This is a genomic window from Corynebacterium faecale (assembly GCF_030408735.1).
GTDB classification, from domain to species: domain Bacteria; phylum Actinomycetota; class Actinomycetes; order Mycobacteriales; family Mycobacteriaceae; genus Corynebacterium; species Corynebacterium faecale.
This window is the reverse complement of the sequence record NZ_CP047204.1, coordinates 2,662,701-2,685,323: the sequence shown is the minus strand read 5'-3', so window position 1 is coordinate 2,685,323 and position 22,623 is coordinate 2,662,701. Positions and strand designations below refer to the sequence as shown.

At 56.9% G+C, this 22,623-nt stretch carries 18 protein-coding genes and 1 pseudogene; 13 read left to right on the top strand and 6 right to left on the bottom strand.

The annotated features are described in order from the left end of the window. Positions 1-180 precede the first annotated feature (180 nt). The gene (locus tag CFAEC_RS12180) at positions 181-1,341 is read left to right on the top strand and encodes a globin domain-containing protein (protein ID WP_290277193.1); all 1,161 of its coding nucleotides are present in this window, start codon (positions 181-183) and stop codon (positions 1,339-1,341) included. Here the strand turns inward: CFAEC_RS12180 and CFAEC_RS12175 are convergent. From CFAEC_RS12175 to CFAEC_RS12160, 4 genes are all read right to left on the bottom strand, one after another. Then, positions 1,338-1,934, bottom strand: a complete 597-nt coding sequence (locus CFAEC_RS12175) for a DNA-3-methyladenine glycosylase I (protein ID WP_290277191.1) — start codon at positions 1,932-1,934, stop codon at positions 1,338-1,340. The genes CFAEC_RS12180 and CFAEC_RS12175 overlap by 4 nt on opposite strands. After that, complete coding sequence (locus CFAEC_RS12170; protein ID WP_290277189.1) at positions 1,931-2,125, bottom strand: type II toxin-antitoxin system antitoxin; 195 nt, start codon at positions 2,123-2,125, stop codon at positions 1,931-1,933. The genes CFAEC_RS12175 and CFAEC_RS12170 overlap by 4 nt, the downstream gene beginning before the upstream one ends. Positions 2,126-2,128: 3 nt before the next feature. Then, on the bottom strand, positions 2,129-3,139 hold the full coding sequence (locus tag CFAEC_RS12165; protein WP_290277187.1) for an SPFH domain-containing protein: 1,011 nt from the start codon (positions 3,137-3,139) through the stop codon (positions 2,129-2,131). Between the two features lie 281 nt (positions 3,140-3,420). Then, the gene (locus tag CFAEC_RS12160; RefSeq protein ID WP_290277185.1) at positions 3,421-4,848 is read right to left on the bottom strand and encodes a cytochrome b/b6 domain-containing protein; all 1,428 of its coding nucleotides are present in this window, start codon (positions 4,846-4,848) and stop codon (positions 3,421-3,423) included. A gap of 773 nt (positions 4,849-5,621) precedes the next feature. Between CFAEC_RS12160 and CFAEC_RS12155 the strand changes: the two genes are divergently transcribed. From CFAEC_RS12155 to CFAEC_RS12125, 7 genes are all read left to right on the top strand, one after another. Then, a complete protein-coding gene (locus CFAEC_RS12155; protein ID WP_435384288.1) occupies positions 5,622-6,443 on the top strand; it encodes a MetQ/NlpA family ABC transporter substrate-binding protein in 822 nt (273 codons plus the stop codon). Next, the gene (locus CFAEC_RS12150) at positions 6,443-7,447 is read left to right on the top strand and encodes a methionine ABC transporter ATP-binding protein (RefSeq protein ID WP_290277180.1); all 1,005 of its coding nucleotides are present in this window, start codon (positions 6,443-6,445) and stop codon (positions 7,445-7,447) included. Before CFAEC_RS12155 ends, CFAEC_RS12150 begins: the two co-directional genes overlap by 1 nt. Then, positions 7,444-8,109, top strand: coding sequence for a methionine ABC transporter permease (locus tag CFAEC_RS12145; RefSeq protein WP_290277178.1), 666 nt, complete (start codon positions 7,444-7,446; stop codon positions 8,107-8,109). The genes CFAEC_RS12150 and CFAEC_RS12145 overlap by 4 nt, the downstream gene beginning before the upstream one ends. A 10-nt stretch (positions 8,110-8,119) precedes the next feature. After that, positions 8,120-9,445, top strand: a complete 1,326-nt coding sequence (locus CFAEC_RS12140; protein ID WP_290277176.1) for a M20/M25/M40 family metallo-hydrolase — start codon at positions 8,120-8,122, stop codon at positions 9,443-9,445. A 470-nt stretch (positions 9,446-9,915) separates the two neighbouring features. Further along, a complete protein-coding gene (locus tag CFAEC_RS12135; protein ID WP_290277175.1) occupies positions 9,916-15,861 on the top strand; it encodes a choice-of-anchor G family protein in 5,946 nt (1,981 codons plus the stop codon). A gap of 763 nt (positions 15,862-16,624) precedes the next feature. Beyond that, complete coding sequence (locus CFAEC_RS12130) at positions 16,625-16,858, top strand: hypothetical protein (RefSeq protein ID WP_290277173.1); 234 nt, start codon at positions 16,625-16,627, stop codon at positions 16,856-16,858. A 213-nt stretch (positions 16,859-17,071) separates the two neighbouring features. Beyond that, entirely contained in the window at positions 17,072-18,034 is a 963-nt protein-coding gene (locus CFAEC_RS12125; RefSeq protein ID WP_290277172.1) for an integrase core domain-containing protein, read from the top strand. 179 nt (positions 18,035-18,213) lie between these two features. Here the strand turns inward: CFAEC_RS12125 and CFAEC_RS12120 are convergent. Then, positions 18,214-18,548: pseudogene (locus tag CFAEC_RS12120) on the bottom strand (transposase); the annotation flags it as partial. A 180-nt stretch (positions 18,549-18,728) separates the two neighbouring features. Between CFAEC_RS12120 and CFAEC_RS14290 the strand changes: the two are divergent. From CFAEC_RS14290 to CFAEC_RS12110, 3 genes are all read left to right on the top strand, one after another. Further along, positions 18,729-18,884: an integrase core domain-containing protein gene (locus CFAEC_RS14290; RefSeq protein ID WP_353960112.1), complete on the top strand. Its 156-nt coding sequence runs from the start codon at positions 18,729-18,731 to the stop codon at positions 18,882-18,884. A gap of 38 nt (positions 18,885-18,922) precedes the next feature. Continuing rightward, entirely contained in the window at positions 18,923-19,114 is a 192-nt protein-coding gene (locus CFAEC_RS12115; protein ID WP_290277169.1) for an efflux permease Rv1217c-related protein, read from the top strand. A 68-nt stretch (positions 19,115-19,182) separates the two neighbouring features. Beyond that, the gene (locus CFAEC_RS12110) at positions 19,183-19,872 is read left to right on the top strand and encodes a YczE/YyaS/YitT family protein (protein WP_290277166.1); all 690 of its coding nucleotides are present in this window, start codon (positions 19,183-19,185) and stop codon (positions 19,870-19,872) included. Here the strand turns inward: CFAEC_RS12110 and CFAEC_RS12105 are convergent. Continuing rightward, positions 19,863-21,059, bottom strand: coding sequence for an MFS transporter (locus CFAEC_RS12105; protein WP_290277165.1), 1,197 nt, complete (start codon positions 21,057-21,059; stop codon positions 19,863-19,865). The two genes, CFAEC_RS12110 and CFAEC_RS12105, sit on opposite strands and share 10 nt — an antisense overlap. Before the next feature lie 59 nt (positions 21,060-21,118). Between CFAEC_RS12105 and CFAEC_RS12100 the strand changes: the two genes are divergently transcribed. Both CFAEC_RS12100 and CFAEC_RS12095 read left to right on the top strand, forming a co-directional pair. Then, positions 21,119-21,844: an AAA family ATPase gene (locus CFAEC_RS12100; protein ID WP_290277162.1), complete on the top strand. Its 726-nt coding sequence runs from the start codon at positions 21,119-21,121 to the stop codon at positions 21,842-21,844. Continuing rightward, positions 21,844-22,581 carry an AAA family ATPase gene (locus tag CFAEC_RS12095; RefSeq protein ID WP_290277160.1) on the top strand — a complete coding sequence of 246 codons (738 nt, stop codon included), beginning with the start codon at positions 21,844-21,846 and terminating at the stop codon, positions 22,579-22,581. The genes CFAEC_RS12100 and CFAEC_RS12095 overlap by 1 nt, the downstream gene beginning before the upstream one ends. The last annotated feature ends 42 nt before the right edge of the window (positions 22,582-22,623 follow it).

The following is a 22,623-nucleotide window of genomic DNA, read 5'->3' as shown; positions in this document are numbered from 1 at the left end:
CATTTAATACGGGTTTTTCCGTCGTTTCGCCCGACCACTAGGCCCTTGGTGTCAGGGTTAAATCGGAATGCATGAGTACGGGGTAGTCAAACTAAAGTTGTAGAAATTCAATCGCGGGGGTTTAATTAGTTAGAGTAAAGCCGTAGTTAATCAATCCAGTTCGAACCCGGAGGTTCCCTCGTGATCGTCTCAACCCAGCCAGTAACCGACCGCAGCAGGCTCTCTGATGAGCACGCTGACATGATCAAGGCCACCCTGCCACTGGTCGGAAGCAAGATCAACGAGATCACCCCGGTGTTCTACAAGAGAATGTTCACCGCCCACCCAGAGCTTCTCCGTGACACCTTCAACCGTGGCAACCAGAAGCAGGGCGATCAGCAGAAGGCTCTCGCGGCATCCATCGCCACCTTCGCCACCATGCTGGTGGATCCTGAGGCTCCGGATCCGGTGGACATGCTCGCCCGCATCGGTCACAAGCATGTCTCCCTGGGCATCACCGCGGACCAGTACAACATCGTCCACGAGCACCTGTTCGCAGCAATCGTGGAGGTGCTCGGCGAAGATGTGGTCACCCCGCCGGTCGCCGAAGCCTGGGATGCCGTCTACTGGCTCATGGCTGATGTGCTCATCACCATGGAGAATAAGTTGTACGCCGCCAGGGAAGTCGAGCCCGGTGATGTGTTCCGCCACGTCACTGTCACCGGCAAGAAGCAGATCAGTGACAAGGTCTGGGAATACACCCTGCAGGGTGACCTGAGCGCTCCGGAGCCGGGGCAGTACACCTCCGTCGGCGTGGTGCTTCCCGATGGCGCACGCCAGCTGCGCCAGTACTCCATCATCAGTGGCACCGACATGGAATACCGCATCGCTGTGGAGGACCACGGTGAGGTGGCAGGCTTCCTGCGCGACAACGTCGAGGTCGGCGACACCGTGGAGGCCACTCTGGCCGCCGGTGACCTGGTGATGAATCGTGATGACAACCCGGTGGTGCTGGTCTCCCAGGGCATTGGCTCCACCCCGATGGTGGGCATGCTGGCACAGGTGGCTGCTGATCGCCAGGTCACCGTTCTGCACGCCGACCAGTCTGAGAGCGACCACGCTCAGCGTGCTGAGATGGCCAGCCTGGTCGAGGGCCTGGACAACGCCACCCTCCACACCTTCTACCGGGACGCCGACCAGTGGCTTGAGGTGGCCGGTCACATCACCCCGGACGCCTCCGTCTACCTCTGCGGTGGCACCACCTTCCTGCAGAACGTGCGTGAGCAGATCCAGAACCTGGACGAGCAGCCCAAGGAAGTCCGCTTCGAGCTGTTCGCACCGAATGACTGGTTGATCTCCTAAGCGGCTCCAGGCCAGATCCCAGAACTACCCCGCCGGTGGCTGGCCAATAGGTGGGTGTCCACCATCCCGATCGCCTCCATGAGAGCGAACATGGTGGTGGGCCCCACGAAGCTGAACCCTTCCTTCTTCAGCGCTTTTGACAGCGCGAGGGATTCAGCTGATTGTGTGGGCACCTCCTCCGGGGTCTCCGGCCGGGGTGTGTCTGCCGGTTGGAACCCCCACACAAAATCCACCAGGCCACCCTTCTCCCGCAGGAGAAGGGTGGCTTTGGCGTTGTTGATGGTGGCGCGGATCTTGCGCTGGTTGCGCACGATGGCTGGCTCGGCCAGAAGCTTATCGACGTCTGCTTCAGTGAACGCCGCCACCCGTTCAGGATCGAAATCACAAAAAGCCTCACGGAAGGCGAGTCGTTTACGCAGGATGATCGCCCATGAGAGTCCGGATTGGAAAGCCTCCAGTGAAATGCGTTCGAAGAGGCCCTGTTCATCCCGGACGGGCATGCCCCACTCGGTGTCGTAGTACTGCATGAGCAGGGGATCGGTGGCGGCCCAGGGTGGTCGGGCCAGTCCATCCGGGCCAATGATGGTGCTCATGGTTGTTCCTTCGGGCGTCCGGGTTTAGGGATCTCGCCGATATTGCGGGGCAGTCTGCCTGCTCTGCGGAGTTGATCCCTGAGCATGACTTCAATCTGGGCGTTGGTGCTGCGGGCCTCATCGCCGGCCCACCGTGCGATCGCCTCGTAGACCGCCGGATCGAGGCGAAGTGGCACCTGTTTGCGAGCCATTGTCTAGTGGTAGAGACTGCCGGCGTTGACGATGGGCTGGGCATTGTTATCGGAGCACAGCACCACCAGGAGATTGGAGACCATCGCGGCGCGGCGTTCCGGATCCAGGTCCACGATGTCACGCTCCTGCAACTGGTCGAGGGCGGACTCGACCATGGTGACAGCGCCTTCGACGATGGTTTCACGTGCATCAACAATGGCTGCCGCCTGCTGACGCTGCAGCATGGCCTGAGCGATTTCCGGGGCGTAGCTCAACGATGAAATGCGGGCCTCGATGATTTCAATGCCGGCAACGGCGGCGCGGGCGGCCACTTCGTCGGCAAGCTCTCTTGAAACCTCTTCCGTGGAACCGCGCAGGGAAATGCGGCCGTCGACCGGCGCATCATAGGGGTGCTGCGTCGCCACATGGCGCAGGGCTGAGTCGGCCTGCTGGGTCAGAAACTCTTCATAATCCTCGACGGAGAAGCTCGCCTGCGCGGTATCGGCGACCTGCCACACGATGATGGAGGCGATATTGATCGGGTTGCCGTTGTAATCGTTGACCTTGGCCTCTTCGGTTTCAAAATTGCGGACACGCACCGAGACGCGTTTGGTCACGCTCAGGGGCGGAACAAAGGACAGGCCTGTGCGGCGCAGGGTGCCGATATAGCGGCCGAAGAACTGCGTGGTCAGAGTATGTCCGGGGCTGACCACCTTGATGGAGGTGGACAGGACGACGGTGGCGATGATGAACAACACGATCGAGACGATCAGTCCGGCCAGGCCTTCCGCACCACCGGTGCTTTCCAGGGAGTTGATCGCGCTGATCCCGGTGACAACAGTGGCGATCAGGACGGCGAGGAGAAGGATCAGGACGATCGCTGTCGGGCCGGCTCCGAGTGACCAGACGGGCACTTCCTTGATGTGAACGCGTTTGCCTTCGCTGCCCACAGGTTGCGTGGATACCGCGACGGGTGGTGCTTCCGCATCGTTGTCCGGGTTGTGGGGGATGTCGGGGTGCTGTTCCTGCTTCATGATGTGGGTCCCTTCATGGGGGTGGTGGTCTGGGGGGGGAGCGCGCTGGGGATGAATGATTAATCTGATATCAGATTACAGGAAAGTGATATCACATTAAAGGGGTATGGGGTGGTCAGTGTTCGCCATAGCTTGGGCCGGTGCTGGTGGGAAGCTCTTTTGAAAATCGGAAAAATTATTGATTTGCGCGTGATCGACACGTGACGGGCATAGAAAAGGGCCGTGTCCCGATCCCCGTTGCGGGGGTCTGGACACGGCCCATGTGCCGAAGCGAAAGAAGATTATCGGGCGGTGACGTTGCCGAAGAGCTTCGCGATCGGCGCCACGATGACCGGACGTGCTGCCGCCAAGCCGGCACCGATGACAAACAGCGATGCAACGAACACCCAGAAACCCGTCCAATTGGTCGCATCCTGACCGCCATACATATGGTTCAGGTTGCGCAGTGCACCTGTGGCAAACACCAGGAACACATGGAGGATCACAAACACGATGTAATAGATCATCACCGGGAAATGGACCGCGCGCGCCACTCCAATGGGGAAGATCTTGTTGAGCACCTTGTTGTCCTTCGGCCAATAGGCAGACATCCGCAGACCGGAAAGGATAGCCAGTGGTGCGGCGATGAACACGGTGATGAAGTACACCAGTTCCTGCAGACTGTTGTAATTCACCCAGCCGTTCTCCGTGGGCCAGTCCAGGGAAAGATACTGCAGACCTGAGCTGAGTGCATTCGGGAGGAATTCCCAACTGGTGGGCACAATCCTCATCCACTGACCGGTACTGAACAACAGAATGTAGAAGAGCACACCGTTGAGCACCCACAGCAGATCAAGTGAGAGATGGAGCCACAACGTCAACGAAATCTTCTTGCCGCCGCGCTTGGATGTCCAGTACCCCTTCGGACGCCTCGTCTGGTTGATCTGGATGCCGGTCCGGATGATCAGCACGAGGAAGAACATGTTGAGGAAATGCTGCCAGGCCAACCATCCTGGAATGCCCGCAGGGGCACCCTCTGGATTGTCATACTTGCCCGGGTACTCCGTGATGAAGTTCTGAGCCATATCAGTGCTGAGGAACAACTTCGCAGCCACGACCGCCACCGCAGCGACAACAACCGCGGCGAGGAAAATCAACCCGAGCGTGCCGTACCACTGTTTCCTGGTCAAGGGCTTCATCAGGTTGTAGCGCAGGGTGAACTGCTTCTTCAGGTTCTCAGACCGTGCTGGCTTGAGTTCTGCTTCGGATGCAGGCCTGGCAGCGGTTGCCGCTGTTGCGCCCGGGGCTGCCGGAGTTGCTTGAATTGCCGGGGTGGGGACGGCGCCAGGAGTAACTGGTGTTGCGCCCGCTCCCGGAGCAGGAATGGAACCTGGTGTTGGTAGCGCGCTGCCTGGAACCGCTGCGCTGGGAACCGAGGGGACGCCACCTGGTGCAGGTACTGCCGTGCCGGGAGCTGCTGCGCTGGGAACCGAGGGGACGCCACCTGGTGCAGGTACTGCCGTGCCGGGAGCTGCTGCGCTGGGAACCGAGGGGACGCCACCTGGTGCAGGTACTGCCGTGCCGGGAGCTGCTGCGCTGGGAACCGAGGGGACGCCACCTGGTGTTGGTAGCGCGCTGCCTGGAACCGCTGCGCCTGGAACCGGCACTGCTGGTACTGCTGCAGGGGCGCCGCCTGGAGCTGGGATCGCTGAGCCTGGGGCGAATGGCATGGTGGAGCCCGGTGCGGGCACCGCTGAACCCGCGAGCGGCGTGGTCGCGCCGGGGGCTGCCGGGGCGGAGGTTCCAGGAGCTGGAATAGCTGCACCTGGAGCCAGATTGGTTGCAACTGGAATAGCACTCCCGGGGGCGGGCGCCATAATGGGAGCCGATTGGCCCGGGGCAGGCGCAGCACCACCTGGGGCGGGCGCCGCACCTCCCGGGGCAGGAACTGCGCCACCTGGGGCGGGCGCCGCACCTCCCGGGGCAGGAACTGCGCCACCGGGGATAGGTGTGGCACCACCTGGAGCAGGAACTGCGCTAACTGGGCTTAGCGGAACGGGGGCGACACCGCCTGGTGCGGGAATGGTTGAACCGGGTGCAGGGGGCGGGGTGGCGCCGGTGGCGGGCATGGGTGGTGCTGCCGGGATGGTGTTTGCAGCAGGGATTGACCCGCCGGGAACGGGGATGGCGGATCCCGGTGGGGGCGGTGGGGTGTTCAGGTTCTTCGGTGGGGTGCCGTCCATGTGGGAAGTTGCCTCTTGCTGCGGTTTTGTTGAAGGTTGGGTTGTCGTTGTCATGTTCAATCCAAGCTTTAGTTTCGTAATCAGGGTAGCGCCCGGATGGTGATTTTCCATATCAGCTGGAGGTTTGGAGTCAGTGGAAAATCTGCGGGGTACTAAACGGGGGCAAGTATAGACCGCATAGTCTATACAAATTGAACGCTCCGGTCTACGGTGGACTGTTAGAAACATATCGAACTTAAATCACAGGAGTTATTGTGGGTATTTCACTTTCACGCAAGATCGGCGCCACGATCGGCGCGGCGGCACTGGCTTTCTCCCTCGTTGCCTGCGGCAGCGATTCTGAGGGCGATGGCGATGTGATCAAGGTTGGCACTTCCCCCGGGCCTTATTCCGAACTCTTCAAGGACGGCATTGATCCGATCCTCACTGAGCAGGGTTACACCCTGGAATACACCAACTTCTCCGATCTTCAGCAGGCAGACACTGCAGTTGCTGAAGGCTCTGTTGACCTCAATGTTGATCAGCACACCGCCTATATGGAGGTGTTCAACCGCGAGCGCGATGCCAACCTCGCATCCCTGGTGGAGATCCCCACCGTTCCGGCCAAGCTCTACTCGGAGCGTCACGGTTCTCTTGAGGATGTCGCTGAGGGCCAGACCGTGGGTATTCCACTGGACGCCTCCAACCAGTCCCGCGCCTATAACATCCTGGTTGATGCGGGCTGGATCACGCTGAACGAGGGGCATGATCCGATCCAGATCACCCAGAATGACATCGCGGAGAACCCCTTCAACCTTGACATCATGCCGATGGATTCCGCCACCATCCCACGTTCCCTGCAGGACCTGGACTGGGGTGTCATTCCGGGTTCCATCTCCTACTCTTCCGGTGTTGATCCTGAGCTGGCACTCATTGATGAGGAACTGCGCCCAGAGCTGATTCTGGTTGCTGTGACCACCGAGGACAAGGCTGATTCCGAGTGGGCGCAGGCCGTGATCGATGCCTACCAGTCCGAGGAATTCGGCGCGTTCATCGATGAGGAGAACTCCAACAATTACTGGTTCGTTCCGGAATACAACTAATGCATGCTGTTTCTTTTCGGAACGTCTCTAAGAACTACGGGGACCTCCATGCGCTGAAGAACATCAGCCTGGATGTCCCCGAGGGTGAGATCTTCGGGGTGGTCGGCACCTCAGGTGCAGGCAAATCCACACTGATCAGAACCGTCAATGGCCTCGAAACACCGACCTCCGGTGTGGTCGAGGTCCTCGGCGTTGAACCGGCGAAACTCGGTGTGAAGGATCTCAGTAACCTGCGTTCGAATGTGTCCATGGTGTTCCAGCATTACAACCTGCTGGCATCACGGACCGTCGCGGAGAATGTCGCCATGCCGCTGGTGATCGCGGGTGTTCCCAAACGCGAGATCGATAAGCGGGTCGCTGAATCGCTTGAGCTCGTCGGTCTTGCAGACCGTGCGGCCAACCGCCCGAAACAGCTTTCCGGTGGTCAGCAGCAGCGCGTCGGCATCGCCCGTGCGTTGGTGACCAGGCCAAAGATCCTGCTTTGCGACGAACCAACCAGCGCCCTCGACCCTCTCACCACCGACCAGATTCTCGACCTGATTGTGAAGATCAATTCAGAGCTCGGTGTCACGGTGTTGATCATCACCCACCAGATGAATGTGGTGGCCAAGATTGCTGATGGCGTGGCAGTTCTGGAATATGGGGAACTGATAGAAAGTGGTTCCGTCGATAAGGTCTTTTCCAAGCCTCAGCAACCGCTCACCAGGCGCTTTGTGGATACCGTCGTGCCCAGCCGCCTGCCTGAAGATGTCGCCGATGACATCGCCTCGGGGCGCGCCGGCACCGCCGTGCGTGTGACCTACCGGGAACGCGCGGCGCGTGACCTCATCACCGACATGGCCACAAATTTCAATGTGTCCATCTCCCTGTTGAACGCCACCGAGGCGCCGCTGCGCCGCACCACCGTGGGCACACTCGTGCTCGGCATCAAGGGGGACAAAGCCATCGAGGCCGCCAACTGGGCATCGGGGCTTGAAGGATTGGATGTGGAGGTGCTGTCATGACCGAACTTTTTGATACCCGCGTATCCAACCAGCAATACCTGGATGCGTTCTATGAAACCATCTACATGGTGGGCATTTCGCTCTTCCTCGGCAGCCTGCTGGGCATCCCGATCGCGGTGATTCTGGTGCTCACCCGCAAGGATGGCCTGAAGCCGAATGCCGCTATTTACAATGTGCTCAATGTGGTGGTGAACATTGTGCGCTCATTGCCCTTCATCATTTTGATGGTGGCCATCGTGCCGTTCACCAGGCTGATTTCTGGGACATCGATTGGCACCACGGCTGCGCTGGTACCGCTGACCATCTACATCGCGCCGTATATCGGCAGACTGATTGAGAACTCCCTGCTCGAGGTGCCCGACGGCATCATGGAGGCCGCCCAGTCGATGGGCGCATCCACCTGGCAGACCATCCGGCATTTCCTGCTCCCTGAGGCCAAGAGCTCCATCGTGCTGGCCATGACCACCGCATGCGTCGGACTCATCGGCGCCACCGCCATGGCCGGTGTCATCGGTGGTGGTGGCGTGGGTGACCTGGCTGTCTCCTATGGTTATCAGCAGTTCGATACCGTTGCCATGATCGCCACCGTGATCATCCTCATCATCGTTGTCCAGGGCATCCAGTCCCTGGGCAACTGGCTCGCGGCACGTTCCCGCTATTAGGAGAATTCACTTGACACTGTATGACGACACCCTGCCCCTGCTCCGGGAACTCATCCGCAATGCCTGCGTGAATGACCTCACCCCGGATTCCGGCCAGGAGATCCGCAACGCCGACACCCTCGAGCGTTTCTTCGCCGGTGTGCCCAATGTGAAGATCCAGCGGCTGGAACCACGGCCCGGCAGAACCACCATCATCTTTACGGTGCCCGGCACCGATCCGACCGCCGAGCCGCTGACGCTGCTCGGACACACCGACGTGGTGCCTATCGACGAACCGAAGTGGACCAAAGATCCCTTCGGCGCCGAGATCTCCGATGGACAGATCTGGGGCAGGGGAGCAGTGGACATGCTCTTCATCACCGCCACCCAGGCGGCTGTGACACGACAGGTGGCCCGCGAAGGTGGACTTCGCGGAACACTCACCTTCGTGGGCATCGCCGATGAGGAGGCCCGTGGCGGCCTCGGTGCGAAGTGGTTGTCCGAGGAACACCCAGAGGCGTTCAGTTGGAAGAACTGCCTCTCCGAAACAGGCGGATCCCACCTTCCGGTGCGTGATGGCAGCGATGCGGTGGTGGTCAATGTTGGTGAGAAGGGTGCTGCTCAACGGCGTCTGCATGTGCACGGCGATGCCGGCCATGGATCAATCCCCTTTGACCGCGAGAGCTCGATTGTGAAAATCGGTGAGGTGGCCAGGCGTATCGCGGCGGCCGACCTGAAGGTGGCCAAGGACGATATCTGGCAGGGCTTCGTGCAGGCCTTCCGCTTTGATGCGGATACGGAACAGGCGCTGCTGAACGGCACAGATCCTTCTGCTTATGGGGAGTTCGGTGACCTGGCCCGTTTCGCCCACGCCGTGTCCCACCTGACCATCGCCCAGACTGTGGTCCGTGCAGGTCAGGCCATCAATGTGTTGCCCTCGCATGCCTACCTGGAATTGGATATCCGCACTCTGCCCGGTCAGACCAATGATTATGTGGATGAGGTACTGCGAACTGCTTTGGGGGACCTGGCTGATGAGGTCGAGATCGAACACCTCATCTCAGAGGAGGCCACCGTCAGTCCCACCGATTCCGGTCTGTACCGCGCGATCGAGAAGGTACTGGGGGAGTTCTTCCCGGAGGCACCCGTGGTGCCGATCATCTCCTCCGGAGGCTCCGATCTGCGCTTCGGCCGACGCCTGGGCGGCGTCGGATATGGTTTCGCTGTGCATGCTCGTGGGCGCACCCTGGCAGAGGCGATGGGGCAGCTGCATTCCCATGATGAGGCACTCCACCTGGAAGACCTTGAGTTGACCGTTCGTGGCTATGACGCCCTGGTCAGGGAGTTTCTGGGGTAGGCGGTTATTTGGTTCATTATTTAACATCTGCTATCCAGCAAGGCATTTATTTCATGATTGCACTTTCACTAAAAGTAAATAGTGGCATTTGAAAAATGGGTGGAGCCTTTATTGATAGTTATATTGGGGGTGGGAATGGGGGATGCCAGTACAGAATCCGGAAGGCTCACAAGCTTTCAGGAGGATGAAATCTTACTTACGAGATGATTAATTGAATCTAACGCTTTGCCTTGAATGTGTAGATTTTAGTATTTTTCCTCATTTTGAGGCGAATTTAAGATGATTTGAATTTCCTCTGGCTAGAGAGCCCTGAGTCTTAATTGTTATCGTGTTGTGCCTTGTAGGTGAATTGATTATTCTGTGTCAGATTTAGTTTTTCTGGGAAAGCTCTGGGATTCTGGTTTTGTCTGAAGGTTTTCCTTGTAAATATCTAAAACATAACTATTTGACCGAGTAGTTCGGAGACCTTCATGACACCGAAGTCGAGGCCCTTCTCAGCCAGAGACTCTTTCCGCCGCCGGTGGGCGCGGATTGGCGTTGCAACAATAACAAGTACAGCTCTAGTGGGGGGTGTATTGGTTGCTGTTCCTGCTCATCCACTATTGCCTGCAGGGATGGTTTCCTCTGCTAATGCTGCAACTCTTCCCGCAACATATATATCGCTAGCAGATGGAACTCTCATTGATTTATCATTATTTGAGCCATTCTTGGCAGCAGGCTCTCAAAGTGCTTTTGATGATGCCTTAGTAGCGGTATCTGCACAGCAGTCGTGGCCAGCAGATGATGGGGAACCCGCACAAACAAGTACCCTTGATATTGCACTACTCCAAGCAATCGAGGTAGAGATTGGTGGAATTAATCTGCCACTCGTAGGAAGTGGTCTCACGACAGGATTGCTTGATCTGGGGACTCCTGGAGTCGGAGTTCTTTCCTCTTTTGCGGCCGCCCCCAATGCTACTGGAGCTCAAGCAGCCACAGGCGCTCTGACCCAAGACGGATTCATTGATGTTGATGCTTATGATGGATCTGGCAATATTCAGACTCAGATTCAGCTCACCAGCTTCCTCTCTCAGCTGGGTATAGCAGACCTGACTGATCAGATAATTGATGATCTTTCCTTGCGTCTTGGTGCAGTTAGTTCGAGTGCTCAAGAAGCAGGTGGGACTATCACCGCTGAATACGCTATTGCGAATGCAGAACTCAATGTTCATAGCCCGCTTTTGCAAACTCTCAGTGGTTCATTCCTGCCAGGAAACGTAGGAGCTGGTCTTGACGCAGCGGTAGAAGATCTTGCTGACGATAGTGGTCTCATTAACGGCGTACTTGGGTTAGTTAATGGTGCGCTTACTTTCTTGGGGCCTTTGTCTCCCCTGAGCGCTGTAACTGATGGCCCGGTCATTATTGATACGGACATCGAAAATGGTTTAAATACGCTTCTTTTGGAGCCTCTCTACAATGGGCCCACTCCGGAAACTTCCCTCGTTGTTCTTAATCTTGGCACTGGGGATATTCAAGTTAACTTAGAGTATCTTCATGGTGGAAATCTCAGTAACTTACCGGCTAATACTGGGCTGCTTAGCGCTGGTGAAATCAACCAGATTGTAGATGCAATTGGTGCTCTTCTTACTGATCCAGCCACTGGTCTGACTAAGAAAATCCAGGACACGGTAGAGCAGGCTATTCTTGCAACCGAGATTGAAATTCCACTAAAGATTTCACTTTTGCCAGGATTAGGCGGTGGAGTTGAACTTGCACAGGTTAAGATCGACGGCACACTTGGGGACATTATCAACGGAGCACCAGGTATTGTTACTGGTAGTCTGCTTGGCGGAACCATTGAGCTCGATGACCTTCTTGATGCCGTTATTGGAGTGCTTAATCCTGTTGGAAATCTGATTAGGACTACTCTTCTTGAGCCAACTACAGGCATTCTAAATGGAGTCTTTACGACAATCAATGGAGTGGTTAATACACTTGATCCGATTCTGCAAGATATTCTTCAGAATGTTTTGGATATCACGATTAATGAGCAGCCGAATGTCTTAACTTCTAATGGTCAGCCAGTTGATGGTCGTCCGAATGCAGTTCAAGGAACGGTCACAAATGCTACGGATCCTTTTGCCATCACGGCAATTAAGGTAGACCTCTTGAATCTTGGAGGTGGAGCAGGCACTGTTTCTCTGCCCCTCGCTACTTCTATTGTGGCTGCTGAAGATAGTCCCATCGTCACTGATCTTACGATTGCTCCCGACAATGGGCCCCGTGTAGGTGGCACTACTGTCACCATCTCTAATACACGATTTGGATTCATGGACGATATGGGAAGCCCTTATCCCGTAGATGCCGTGTATGTTGCGGGATACCGTGTCAGTCCCGTAACTCATGATGAGGTTGCTGGCACTGTTACCTTTACAACTCCTCCGTGGGTTGACCTGAATGTTGTTGGGGGTACAGTCCCGATAACTTTAGGAAGTGAAACAACACGTTCTGAAGAGCTGCAGTATTCTTACACTGGTCTCAACCTCGCTGAGGAGAATGAACCAGGATACGATTGGCTCACTATTGAAGCCGGCGGAACGAAAACCGTGGCTCAGACATGGGATGCCGATATGCCTCCAAATACTATTTATAGTATTGACCCTACATGGCGTGGTCTAAATGCTGGTTGGACTATTACGGTTGAACCTAGTAGTGGTTTGCTCTCTGTTACTGCACCTACCGATGCTCCAATTGGGCTTGTTTTTGAAGTTCCTGTGATCGCTACCTATGAGGATGGATCATCAGATCGAGCACCTGCTCGGGTTAATGTTGTTACTACGCCCTTCGGTGTTAAAACTATTGAACGTTTCGCCGATTACACCAGGGTGACGTTCACAGATGATACTTTTATCGATATTCCACATGGAGAAGACGGTGTAACGCCTCACATTGATCCGGAAACAGGCAACTGGTTTATTGACACCACCGATACCGGAATACCGGCAACTGGCGCAATGCCTCACATTGATCCGGAAACAGGCAACTGGTTTATTGGTGCCACCGATACCGGGGTGAAAGCGCAAGGGCCTAAGGGTGAAGATGGCGATGACGGGGCTAATGGCGTTGATGGTGCGACGCCGACGATTGGGGCGAATGGTAACTGGTTTATTGGTGCCACTGATACCGGTGTTAAAGCCGAGGGCGTTGATGGACTGACTCCGTATATTGGGGCGAATGGTAACTGGTTTATTGGTGCCACTGATACCGGTGTTAAAGCCGAGGGCGTTGATGGTGCGACGCCGACGATTGGGGCGAATGGTAACTGGTTTATTGGTGCCACTGATACCGGTGTTAAGGCTGAGGGTCTTAACGGTGCCGATGGTGCGACGCCGACGATTGGGGCGAATGGTAACTGGTTTATCAACGGTGTTGATACCGGTGTTCGTGCTGAGGGTCAGGATGGTCTGGATGGTCTGGATGGTCTGACTCCGTATGTTGATCCAGTTACGGGTAACTGGTTTATTGGCGTGGTTGATACCGGTGTTAAGGCTGAGGGTCTTAACGGTGCCGATGGTGCCGATGGTGCCGATGGTGCCGATGGTGCGACGCCGACGATTGGGGCGAATGGTAACTGGTTTATCAACGGTGTTGATACCGGTGTTCGTGCTGAGGGTCAGGATGGTCTGGATGGTCTGGATGGTCTGACTCCGTATGTTGATCCAGTTACGGGTAACTGGTTTATTGGCGTGGTTGATACCGGTGTTAAGGCTGAGGGTCTTAACGGTGCCGATGGTGCCGATGGTGCCGATGGTGCCGATGGTGCGACGCCGACGATTGGGGCGAATGGTAACTGGTTTATCAACGGTGTTGATACCGGTGTTCGTGCTGAGGGTCAGGATGGTCTGGATGGTCTGGATGGTCTGACTCCGTATGTTGATCCAGTTACGGGTAACTGGTTTATTGGCGTGGTTGATACCGGTGTTAAGGCTGAGGGTCTTAACGGTGCCGATGGTGCCGATGGTGCCGATGGTGCGACGCCGACGATTGGGGCGAATGGTAACTGGTTTATCAACGGTGTTGATACCGGTGTTCGTGCTGAGGGTCAGGATGGTCTGGATGGTCTGGATGGTCTGACTCCGTATGTTGATCCAGTTACGGGTAACTGGTTTATTGGCGTGGTTGATACCGGTGTTAAGGCTGAGGGGCTTAACGGTGCCGATGGTGCCGATGGTGCCGATGGTGCGACGCCGACGATTGGGGCGAATGGTAACTGGTTTATCAACGGTGTTGATACCGGTGTTCGTGCTGAGGGTCAGGATGGTCTGGATGGTCTGGATGGTCTGACTCCGTATGTTGATCCAGTTACGGGTAACTGGTTTATTGGCGTGGTTGATACCGGTGTTAAGGCTGAGGGTCTTAACGGTGCCGATGGTGCCGATGGTGCCGATGGTGCCGATGGTGCCGATGGTGCCGATGGTGCGACGCCGACGATTGGGGCGAATGGTAACTGGTTTATCAACGGTGTTGATACCGGTGTTCGTGCTGAGGGTCAGGATGGTCTGGATGGTCTGGATGGTCTGACTCCGTATGTTGATCCAGTTACGGGTAACTGGTTTATTGGCGTGGTTGATACCGGTGTTAAGGCTGAGGGTCTTAACGGTGCCGATGGTGCCGATGGTGCCGATGGTGCGACGCCGACGATTGGGGCGAATGGTAACTGGTTTATCAACGGTGTTGATACCGGTGTTCGTGCTGAGGGTCAGGATGGTCTGGATGGTCTGACTCCGTATGTTGATCCAGTTACGGGTAACTGGTTTATTGGCGTGGTTGATACCGGTGTTAAGGCTGAGGGTCTTAACGGTGCCGATGGTGCCGATGGTGCCGATGGTGCGACGCCGACGATTGGGGCGAATGGTAACTGGTTTATCAACGGTGTTGATACCGGTGTTCGTGCTGAGGGTCAGGATGGTAAGTCGGCGTATGAGTTGTGGGTTGAGGCCGGTAACAGCGGTGATATTCAGGATTTCCTGGATTCGCTGAAGGGTCTTGATGGTGCGACCGGTGCGACTGGTGCGACTGGTGCTGATGGTAAGTCGGCGTATGAGTTGTGGGTTGAGGCCGGTAACACTGGCACGGTTGATGATTTCTTGGAGTCGTTGATCGGTCAGCGTGGTGCTGATGGCAAGTCTGCCTACGAGGTGTGGAAGGAGCTTCCGGGTAATGAGTCTGGAAGTGAATCTGATTTCCTCGAGGCGATCAAGGGCGCCGATGGTAAGTCGGCGTATGAGTTGTGGGTTGAGGCCGGTAACAGCGGTGATATTCAGGATTTCCTGGATTCGCTGAAGGGTCTTGATGGTGCGACCGGTGCGACTGGTGCGACTGGTGCTGATGGTAAGTCGGCGTATGAGTTGTGGGTTGAGGCCGGTAACACTGGCACGGTTGATGATTTCTTGGAGTCGTTGATCGGTCAGCGTGGTGCTGATGGCAAGTCTGCCTACGAGGTGTGGAAGGAGCTTCCGGGTAATGAGTCTGGAAGTGAATCTGATTTCCTCGAGGCGATCAAGGGCGCCGATGGTAAGTCGGCGTATGAGTTGTGGGTTGAGGCCGGTAACAGCGGTGATATTCAGGATTTCCTGGATTCGCTGAAGGGTCTTGATGGTGCGACCGGTGCGACTGGTGCGACTGGTGCTGATGGTAAGTCGGCGTATGAGTTGTGGGTTGAGGCCGGTAACACTGGCACGGTTGATGATTTCTTGGAGTCGTTGATCGGTCAGCGTGGTGCTGATGGCAAGTCTGCCTACGAGGTGTGGAAGGAGCTTCCGGGTAATGAGTCTGGAAGTGAATCTGATTTCCTCGAGGCGATCAAGGGCGCTCCGGGTCAGGATGGTCTGACCCCACACATCGGTGGCAACAAGAACTGGTGGATTGGCGATATCGACACCGGTATTAACGCTGAAGGGGCCGATGGGCTTGATGGTCTAACCCCATACATCGGTGGCAATAATAACTGGTGGATTGGTGATATTGACACCGGAATCGTTGCGGGCCCCTACTCTGACCAGGGCTCTGGAGATATCGGAACCATTGATCTTGGCAGCTCGAATCTCAGCTCGAATAACCGAATCCAGCAGTGTGTTGCTGGTATTCCGGATGAGATCTTGGTACTGTTGGCAGCGGTAGGCATTGCTGGAGCAGTAGGTACACCTCTGCTCGGCCAGTACTCCCAGATTGTTGGAGCACAGATCGATGAGATCCTGAAGCCGATTTCGAGCTCTACCGGACCCAAGCCCGCCTGGCTCATTCAGGTGGAACAAGGGCTGGCACAGGTTGGAATGACGACCAATCAGATCGTCGTTCCGGTGCTGGTTGGAGTTGCCGTCCTGGCAGCTTTTGGTAGTGCCAGCGTTCTGTGCCCGGTTCCTGAGCCTGAGGCATAGAGCTGGGTCTGAGAAGCGTTCATCAGGCAGTGATAAGTTAAGTACCCCGCGGGAATCCTAAAATATAGGTTCCCGCGGGGTACTTCGCTGTCTTCTGTGTATTGCGCACGGCATAGCATCCTGGCGTGCGTGAGGGTGTGAGACCAGATCAGCTCAGTCGACTGGCAAGCCCCGGGTTTTGTAGGGACCTAACCCCTGTTTGGTAGACGCTGATAATGGGGGTCAGTCCCAGGGCCATCCGAAATGCCCCATTGGTGGACTGGCCACACTGTGTGTCTTGCATGTTGAGGCTACCCGCAAATCGTGGACAGTTAGTTAAGCTATAGCCGTCTCAAAACAAAAGCTTTGTAGAGTTGCGGGTCTGAACTCTGATGAGCTGGACTTTTCTTGCTGGCCTAGCTTCGCAGACACAGCTTTTGTTTTGGGAGAGCTATACTTCTCGGCAACAGTGGCTTCTTGCTGGTGATACGCATTCTCAAAAGTGGGCCCGACCCCCGGATAGTGGACACGAGGGTTTATTTAGGAAGCAGATTTGCCAAATGGGGTGAAATGGTACTGCAATTCCGGTGTTGTGGAGCTCTTTTCGGTAGCGCGGTTGGGTCTACCCGGTGTGCTCTATCATGACGTTGTGCACAGTAAGTATCACGACCTTATGCACACATGTATCACCAACCCTATGCGCACCACACCTGAACTTTTTCGGCTCTAAGAAAAAGGGCTCAGCAGCCCACGGATCACGCTGGGAATTCACGACAATGGGCAGATGCCAAAACCTCTCCCACCAGCACTCCGCCGGAAAATCATCAACTTCGACCCCACAGCCCCCGACTCCCCGCCGATCACCCAATTTTGCCGTGACCTAGGGATCTCCAGACGGGTTTACTACACCATCCGCCAACGCTTCGACGAAGAAGCCTCAGCAGCCCTCCACCCACATAGCAGCGCCCCACACACCATCCACCGCCGCTTTGATGAAGCCCCACCACCCGAGAACTGATCCGGTTGCGTAACAAGCTCAAAGCAGACGGTTGGGACTACGGACCCATTTCAATTCGCTATGAAGCCATCGAACAATCCAGCATGCTCGACAACCTCCCCTCCACCGCCACCATCGCCAGGCTCCTACGAGCCGCTGGAGTCGTGGAAACAAACCCAAAGAAGCGACCGAAGAAGACCCTGATCAGATTCCAACGCGCCCACGCGATGTCAAATGTGGCAACTCGATGCCTTCGAATTTCGCCTGCATAACCCGGATGCCACCGAAATCTGCATCTACCAGCTCGTTGATGACGCCACCCGCTTTGATGTGGGAACCCAGTGCTTTCCCAATCCAGAGAACTCCCTCGATGCTGTCACCGTGGTCCGCGCAGCAATTGCAGAATTCGGCGCACCACAGGAGCTGCTCTCTGATAATTCCTCTGCTTTCAACCAGCTCCGCCAAGGAAACATCGGTGCGCTAGAAGCATTCCTGGCCAGCAAAGGATGTCTCGCCATTAGTGGCCGCCCTGCTCATCCGCAGACCCAAGGTAAAAATGAGCGCAGCCACAGCACCTTGCTGAAATACCTGCGCGTTCACCAGCCCTCCACCCTGGAAGAGGCAGCACTGCGCATCGAGATGTTTCGCAAGCATTACAACACCAAACGCCCCCACCAGGGTTTACCCGGTCATTTGACCCCATTTCAAGCCTGGGAAATGATTGATCACGCCCCAGCAACTGAGCCCCTTGATCCCTCGGTATTGGCTCAACGAGTCCAGCACTATCGTCGTAGGAAAGAAGCCCAAACCGATATCTACCGCCAACCAGACACCGGACTGGTTGAGGCCCGTGCGGTGATTGATGACCCCGAATCAGATCGCAGTGCACCGGATCCGGACACCATCAAGATCACCAAGGAAAACTCCATTGTTTTCTACCAAGGCATGCGCATCGGCGTGCCCCGAACCCTGGCCGGCCGGCTATTCTATCGGACTATCACCGCTGATGAGCTGTGCCTGTGGGATCAACACACCGGTGAGCTGGTGTTGATGATTCCGTTGCCTGTGGTGGCGATGGCCCAATCAAGGAAGTTTATCAATTCTTACAAGATCAAAGGTGTGTATCTTGCGGAGCCGTCAACGACGTGGACGAAACGGCATGCCCAGTTCTGGGAAACTCTCGACAACATCGATTGATCGTCAGGCCTGGGATTGAGGTCCTTGATCCCATTCCCAGCAGGCCCCACCCCTTGGTACTGATGTGCACAAGGTGGTGATGTTGAGTGTGCATAACCTAGTGATACTGACTGTGCACAAGGTGCTGATACTTTACACCGGATAGACCCAACTGCGCTACCAAAAAGCGCTCCGTAACAATAGGTCTTGGAGGTGTCATCAACGAACCGAAAGCTGATCAAAGTCTCGTCTCTTGCCGGGAAAATATTTGGCGGCCTTCCGCCACGATATCGCGCTCTTCTCTCAAGCGGCTGACCTCGCGTTCCAATTGGCGGATCCGCTCAGCTTCAGTCACCGAGGCTGGTGAAGGCGTTTCGGTGGGAGTTGTGGTGCGGTATTTTTTCACCCAGTTCGCTAACGTGGCGCGATTGACCCCAAGATCGGTGGCGATGGTCTGGATCGAGGTGCCTGGGGAGTTCTCATACAAGGCGACGGCGTCGCGATTGAACTCCTCTGAATAGGTCTTGATCGGCATGGTGGCAGATTACCTTTCCCAGCATCATGCTGGTTTCAAGGTGTCCACCAAACGGGGGTCAGGTCCTTCAATACCGCAGCATTGTCTACGGTGAGACCCTGGCGGAATCAGACGTAGTTGCCTCGGTGGGATCCAAGGGGGACTCTTATGACAATGCGATGGCTGAGGCATTGAATTGAATTGAAGTGTTCAAGGCGGAGCTTATCGATCAGCGGGACGTGGCCATCTTTAACAGATGTTTTGGTGGAATCCTCGAAGTGGATTGGGTGGTACAACAGTCGCCGGCTGCACTCGTCACTGGATTACCGACCGCCGCGGGAGGCCCACCAGGACTAGACGATGCTTCAGGTTCAAGCGGCCTGATAGTTAAGTAAATGACCCTCTACAAAACCCGGGGCTTGACAGGTCGGGCCCGGGAGTGGGTGCTGGCGATCAGTCCCTTCTGGCATATCCCACAGATCACCGGGGATTCCAGGTGGTTGGGAATCGGTGTGGTTGGATTCATCGCCTGCGTGTTTATGGCAGTGGGTGTGGTGGGGTTCCGGCGCAGGGATCTGGCGACCTGACGCCTGCGGTGGGTGCGTGGCGGACACCAACATAGTGGGCCTTACTATGATTGCTATAGAAACATATAGTGCAAGTTGATAAAGAATGGTTGGCCACGGATATGAGCTTCAGGGATCTTGTTCATCTGCTCAAAAGAACAGGCTTGTTCCCCCTCGGTCTGTTCATACTCGCCTTCGGCGTGGCCATCTCTGTCCGGGCGAACCTCGGAACTGGCCCGATCGTGGCGATCCCCAGCGTGTTGTCCTTTGCCACCTCCTTGTCCGTGGGCACCCTGACGATCATCCTCAACCTGGTGCTCATGGCTGTGGCCATCGCAGTCAGCGGGAGGAAATTCCCCCTCATCCAGTTGGTTCAGATCCCGGTGGCATTCCTTTTCGGATTCTTTGTGGATATCGCCATGATGTTGACCCCCTGGATCACACCCACCAACTATTTCGTGCAGTGGGTGTGGGTGGTGATCAGTGTACCGGTCATCGCGCTGGGTGTGTACATCGAGATGAAACCAAAACTCACCTATATCCCCGCCGATGGTCTGGTGGCTCTGTTGGCTACCGTCATGCATAAGAAGGTGGGCAATGTGAAGATCGTCTTTGACTGGTCGATGGTCACCATCGCGGTCATCCTCTCCGTGGTGTTGCTCAGCGGTTTGGAGGGTGTGCGCGAGGGGACAGTCTTCGCGGCCTTCGGCGTGGGGATGGTGTTGAAATTCTTTGCCAACCTGGAACAGCAGTTCAGGGTGGATCGGCGTTATAAGTAGGTGTTCTTCGGACGTGTCAGGAACGACTGCACCAGCACCACAATAAGGACAAGGGCTGCGAGGTACTGCATGCCGGTGGCCCCGACGATGATGCCACCTAACAGTCCACCGGTGGCACCGGCGAGGTTCATGGTCAGGTCGGAACGGCCCTGGGCGTAGGCCCGGTGATGGGTGGGGGTTGCGTCGTTAAGCATGGCGGAGGAACCCACAAGCGCGGAGTTCCAGCCCAGGCCGAGCAACACCAATGAGGCAATCACTGACCACTGTGGCTCTGGCCAGATCACCAGCAACAGCGCCGATGTGGCGAGCATGGCAAAACCGGTGCCGATCGTGACGCCGCGCCCGACGCGGTCGGTGAGGATACCGAACAGCGGTGAGAGTGCATACATGCCTGCCACGTGGAGGCTGATGGTGAAACCGATGATGGTCAGGCTCGCGCCGTGGCCCTGCATGTGCACGGCGGTCATGGACATGATGCCGACCATGGAGAAATGCGCCACGGCCACGGAAGTGATGGCGCGCCGCGCCATCGGGGTGAGCGTGGCAGGGGTGTTGTCGGGCGCCTCGATTGCACCTGGTTTCAGCCCCTTGGGCAGGGTGAACACCCACACGCCGATGGCGATGAGCTGACCGATCAGACACAACACATAGGCGCCGGCGTGCTGTTCCAGGCCGACCATCGCGCTGAACCGGGCGCTCGGTGTGAACAGGTTCGGGCCGATGATCGCACCGATGGTGGTGGCCCACACCACCAGGGACAGGTCGCGCCCCCGGGTGACTTCACCGGACACATCCGTTGCCACGAACCGGGCCTGCAGGTTCACCGCGCTCATCGCACCCAGGAACACAAACGCCAGCAGCACCACAGGAAAAAGCCCGAACTGGGCGCCGATCACCGCGAGCACGGCGCCGAGTGACCCCAGCAGCATGCCGGTGCTTAACGACGTCCGCCTGTCATAGCGGGTCACCATCTTGGCCAGTGGCACCGCCCAGAGAGCGGCACCGATCGTGGTCAGTGTTGCTGCGGAACCACCCCAGGCCACACCCGCCATGGATGCCGCGAGCAGGCTGCCCATGGACAGGGTGATGCCGTTGGAGAGCCCGATCATGATCTGGGCGAACATCAACCCGGCGATCACTTTCCTACGGGCGGGATGCGCTGTGGCCTGGGCGGGCTGGGTGGTCATGAACGTAACCATAAAGCAGCGGGTGGACACGCCTGCCCAAACGGGGGAGGATCGGGGTTATGTTCCTCACCGCTGCGCGTCTTGATGATCCCCCTGAGCTGCTGGAACCTTATCTGGAAAACCTCGGTGTGGTGTGTGCATTGCAAGAGAATCCGTTGAAGTTCCGTGCACCGATCACCGTGATCACCGGGGAGAACGGGGTGGGGAAATCCACGCTCGTGGAGGCGCTCGCGGTGGGTATGCGGTTGAACCCTGAGGGAGGTTCCCGGCATGCAAATTTTGGCACGGTGGAGGGTTCAGTGTCCTCGCTGGGGGCTGCACTGACACTGACCCGCAGGGAGAATCCCCGTGATGCCTTCTTCCTGCGTGGGGAGTCCTATTTCAATGTGGCCGGGTATTACGAGGGCTTGGCACCGCCACCACCGGGAAGCCCACGGATGGATGATCTGTTGAAGATGAGCCATGGCCAGGGATTGATGGCGTTGATTGAACGCCGGTTCCACAGCAATGGGTTATTCTTCCTCGATGAGCCGGAAGCCGGACTGTCGGTGCTCCGCCAGCTGGAGCTGCTGGGCAAGTTGTACCACCTGGCACGGAAAGGCTCGCAGATCATCATGGCCACTCATTCACCTGTGCTGCTGGCGATCCCCGGCGCAGAGATCTGGGAATTCACACGCGATGGGGTGGAGGTTGTGGCCTTCGACAGCACGGAATCCGTACGCGCTGCGCGGGAGTTCGTGGCTGATCCCCGCGGGACCGCCAGGTTCATGATCGGAGAAGAATAATGAAGCCCTTCATCCAGCGTTATTATGCACTTGACCAGCCTTTAGGTGAGGTTGCCCGCTGGGTGGACACTGTTCCCGCCTTCCGGGCGCTGAGGTCCGCAGGCTACCTGGATTTTCGGGCGCCCATCACCATCATCACCGGGGAGAACGGGGTGGGAAAATCCACCCTGTTGGAGGGCATCGCCGTGAGCTGTGGGTTCAATGACCAGGGAGGCCCCTTCGGGGCGCGGGTGACAGGGCGAAATAACCCCCTGCGCAATGTCGCCTCGGTGATCAAAGGTGTACGTGCGATGGATGGTTATTTCATGCGCGCGGAATCCCACTTCAATGTGGCCAGCGAATACGGCAATGACGCGCCCGGAGTGACCAACCTGCACCAGATGTCACACGGGGAATCGGTCCTGCAGGTGGTCCAGGAAGCGTTTGCAGGTAACGGACTCTACCTTCTCGACGAGCCCGAAAGTGGCTTGTCCACAATCCGCCAACTCACTCTCCTTGCGGAACTCCATCTCTGTGCGGAGGCGGGGGCCCAGATTGTCATCGCAACGCATTCGCCTGTATTGCTGGCCATCCCCGGCGCTGAGATCTGGGAGTTCACCGCCGAGGGGGACTTTAACCGCGGGCTGGATGTTGAGGAGACAGTGCCGTTCCGGGCTCTCCGGGACTTCTTCGAGGATCCGGAGGACATCGCGGAGTTCATGGTGGAGGTGACCGGGCCGGGATCCACCCATCGGTAGCCTGGTTGAATAGTGCCTCTATCAAAGCAACCGAAAGGACTC

Bases quoted from the DNA above. Each gene is read 5' to 3' on its own strand.
- CFAEC_RS12125 (WP_290277172.1), top strand. From the start codon at position 17,072: ATGTGGCAACTCGATGCCTTCGAATTTCGCCTGCATAACCCGGATGCC.
- CFAEC_RS12165 (WP_290277187.1), bottom strand. From the start codon at position 3,139: ATGAAGCAGGAACAGCACCCCGACATCCCCCACAACCCGGACAACGAT.
- CFAEC_RS12175 (WP_290277191.1), bottom strand. From the start codon at position 1,934: ATGAGCACCATCATTGGCCCGGATGGACTGGCCCGACCACCCTGGGCC.
- CFAEC_RS12135 (WP_290277175.1), top strand. From the start codon at position 9,916: ATGACACCGAAGTCGAGGCCCTTCTCAGCCAGAGACTCTTTCCGCCGC.
- CFAEC_RS12100 (WP_290277162.1), top strand. From the start codon at position 21,119: ATGTTCCTCACCGCTGCGCGTCTTGATGATCCCCCTGAGCTGCTGGAA.
- CFAEC_RS12170 (WP_290277189.1), bottom strand. From the start codon at position 2,125: ATGGCTCGCAAACAGGTGCCACTTCGCCTCGATCCGGCGGTCTACGAG.
- CFAEC_RS12095 (WP_290277160.1), top strand. From the start codon at position 21,844: ATGAAGCCCTTCATCCAGCGTTATTATGCACTTGACCAGCCTTTAGGT.
- CFAEC_RS12105 (WP_290277165.1), bottom strand. From the start codon at position 21,059: ATGACCACCCAGCCCGCCCAGGCCACAGCGCATCCCGCCCGTAGGAAA.
- CFAEC_RS12130 (WP_290277173.1), top strand. From the start codon at position 16,625: ATGCCAAAACCTCTCCCACCAGCACTCCGCCGGAAAATCATCAACTTC.
- CFAEC_RS12115 (WP_290277169.1), top strand. From the start codon at position 18,923: ATGACCCTCTACAAAACCCGGGGCTTGACAGGTCGGGCCCGGGAGTGG.
- CFAEC_RS12150 (WP_290277180.1), top strand. From the start codon at position 6,443: ATGCATGCTGTTTCTTTTCGGAACGTCTCTAAGAACTACGGGGACCTC.
- CFAEC_RS12145 (WP_290277178.1), top strand. From the start codon at position 7,444: ATGACCGAACTTTTTGATACCCGCGTATCCAACCAGCAATACCTGGAT.
- CFAEC_RS12160 (WP_290277185.1), bottom strand. From the start codon at position 4,848: ATGCCATTCGCCCCAGGCTCAGCGATCCCAGCTCCAGGCGGCGCCCCT.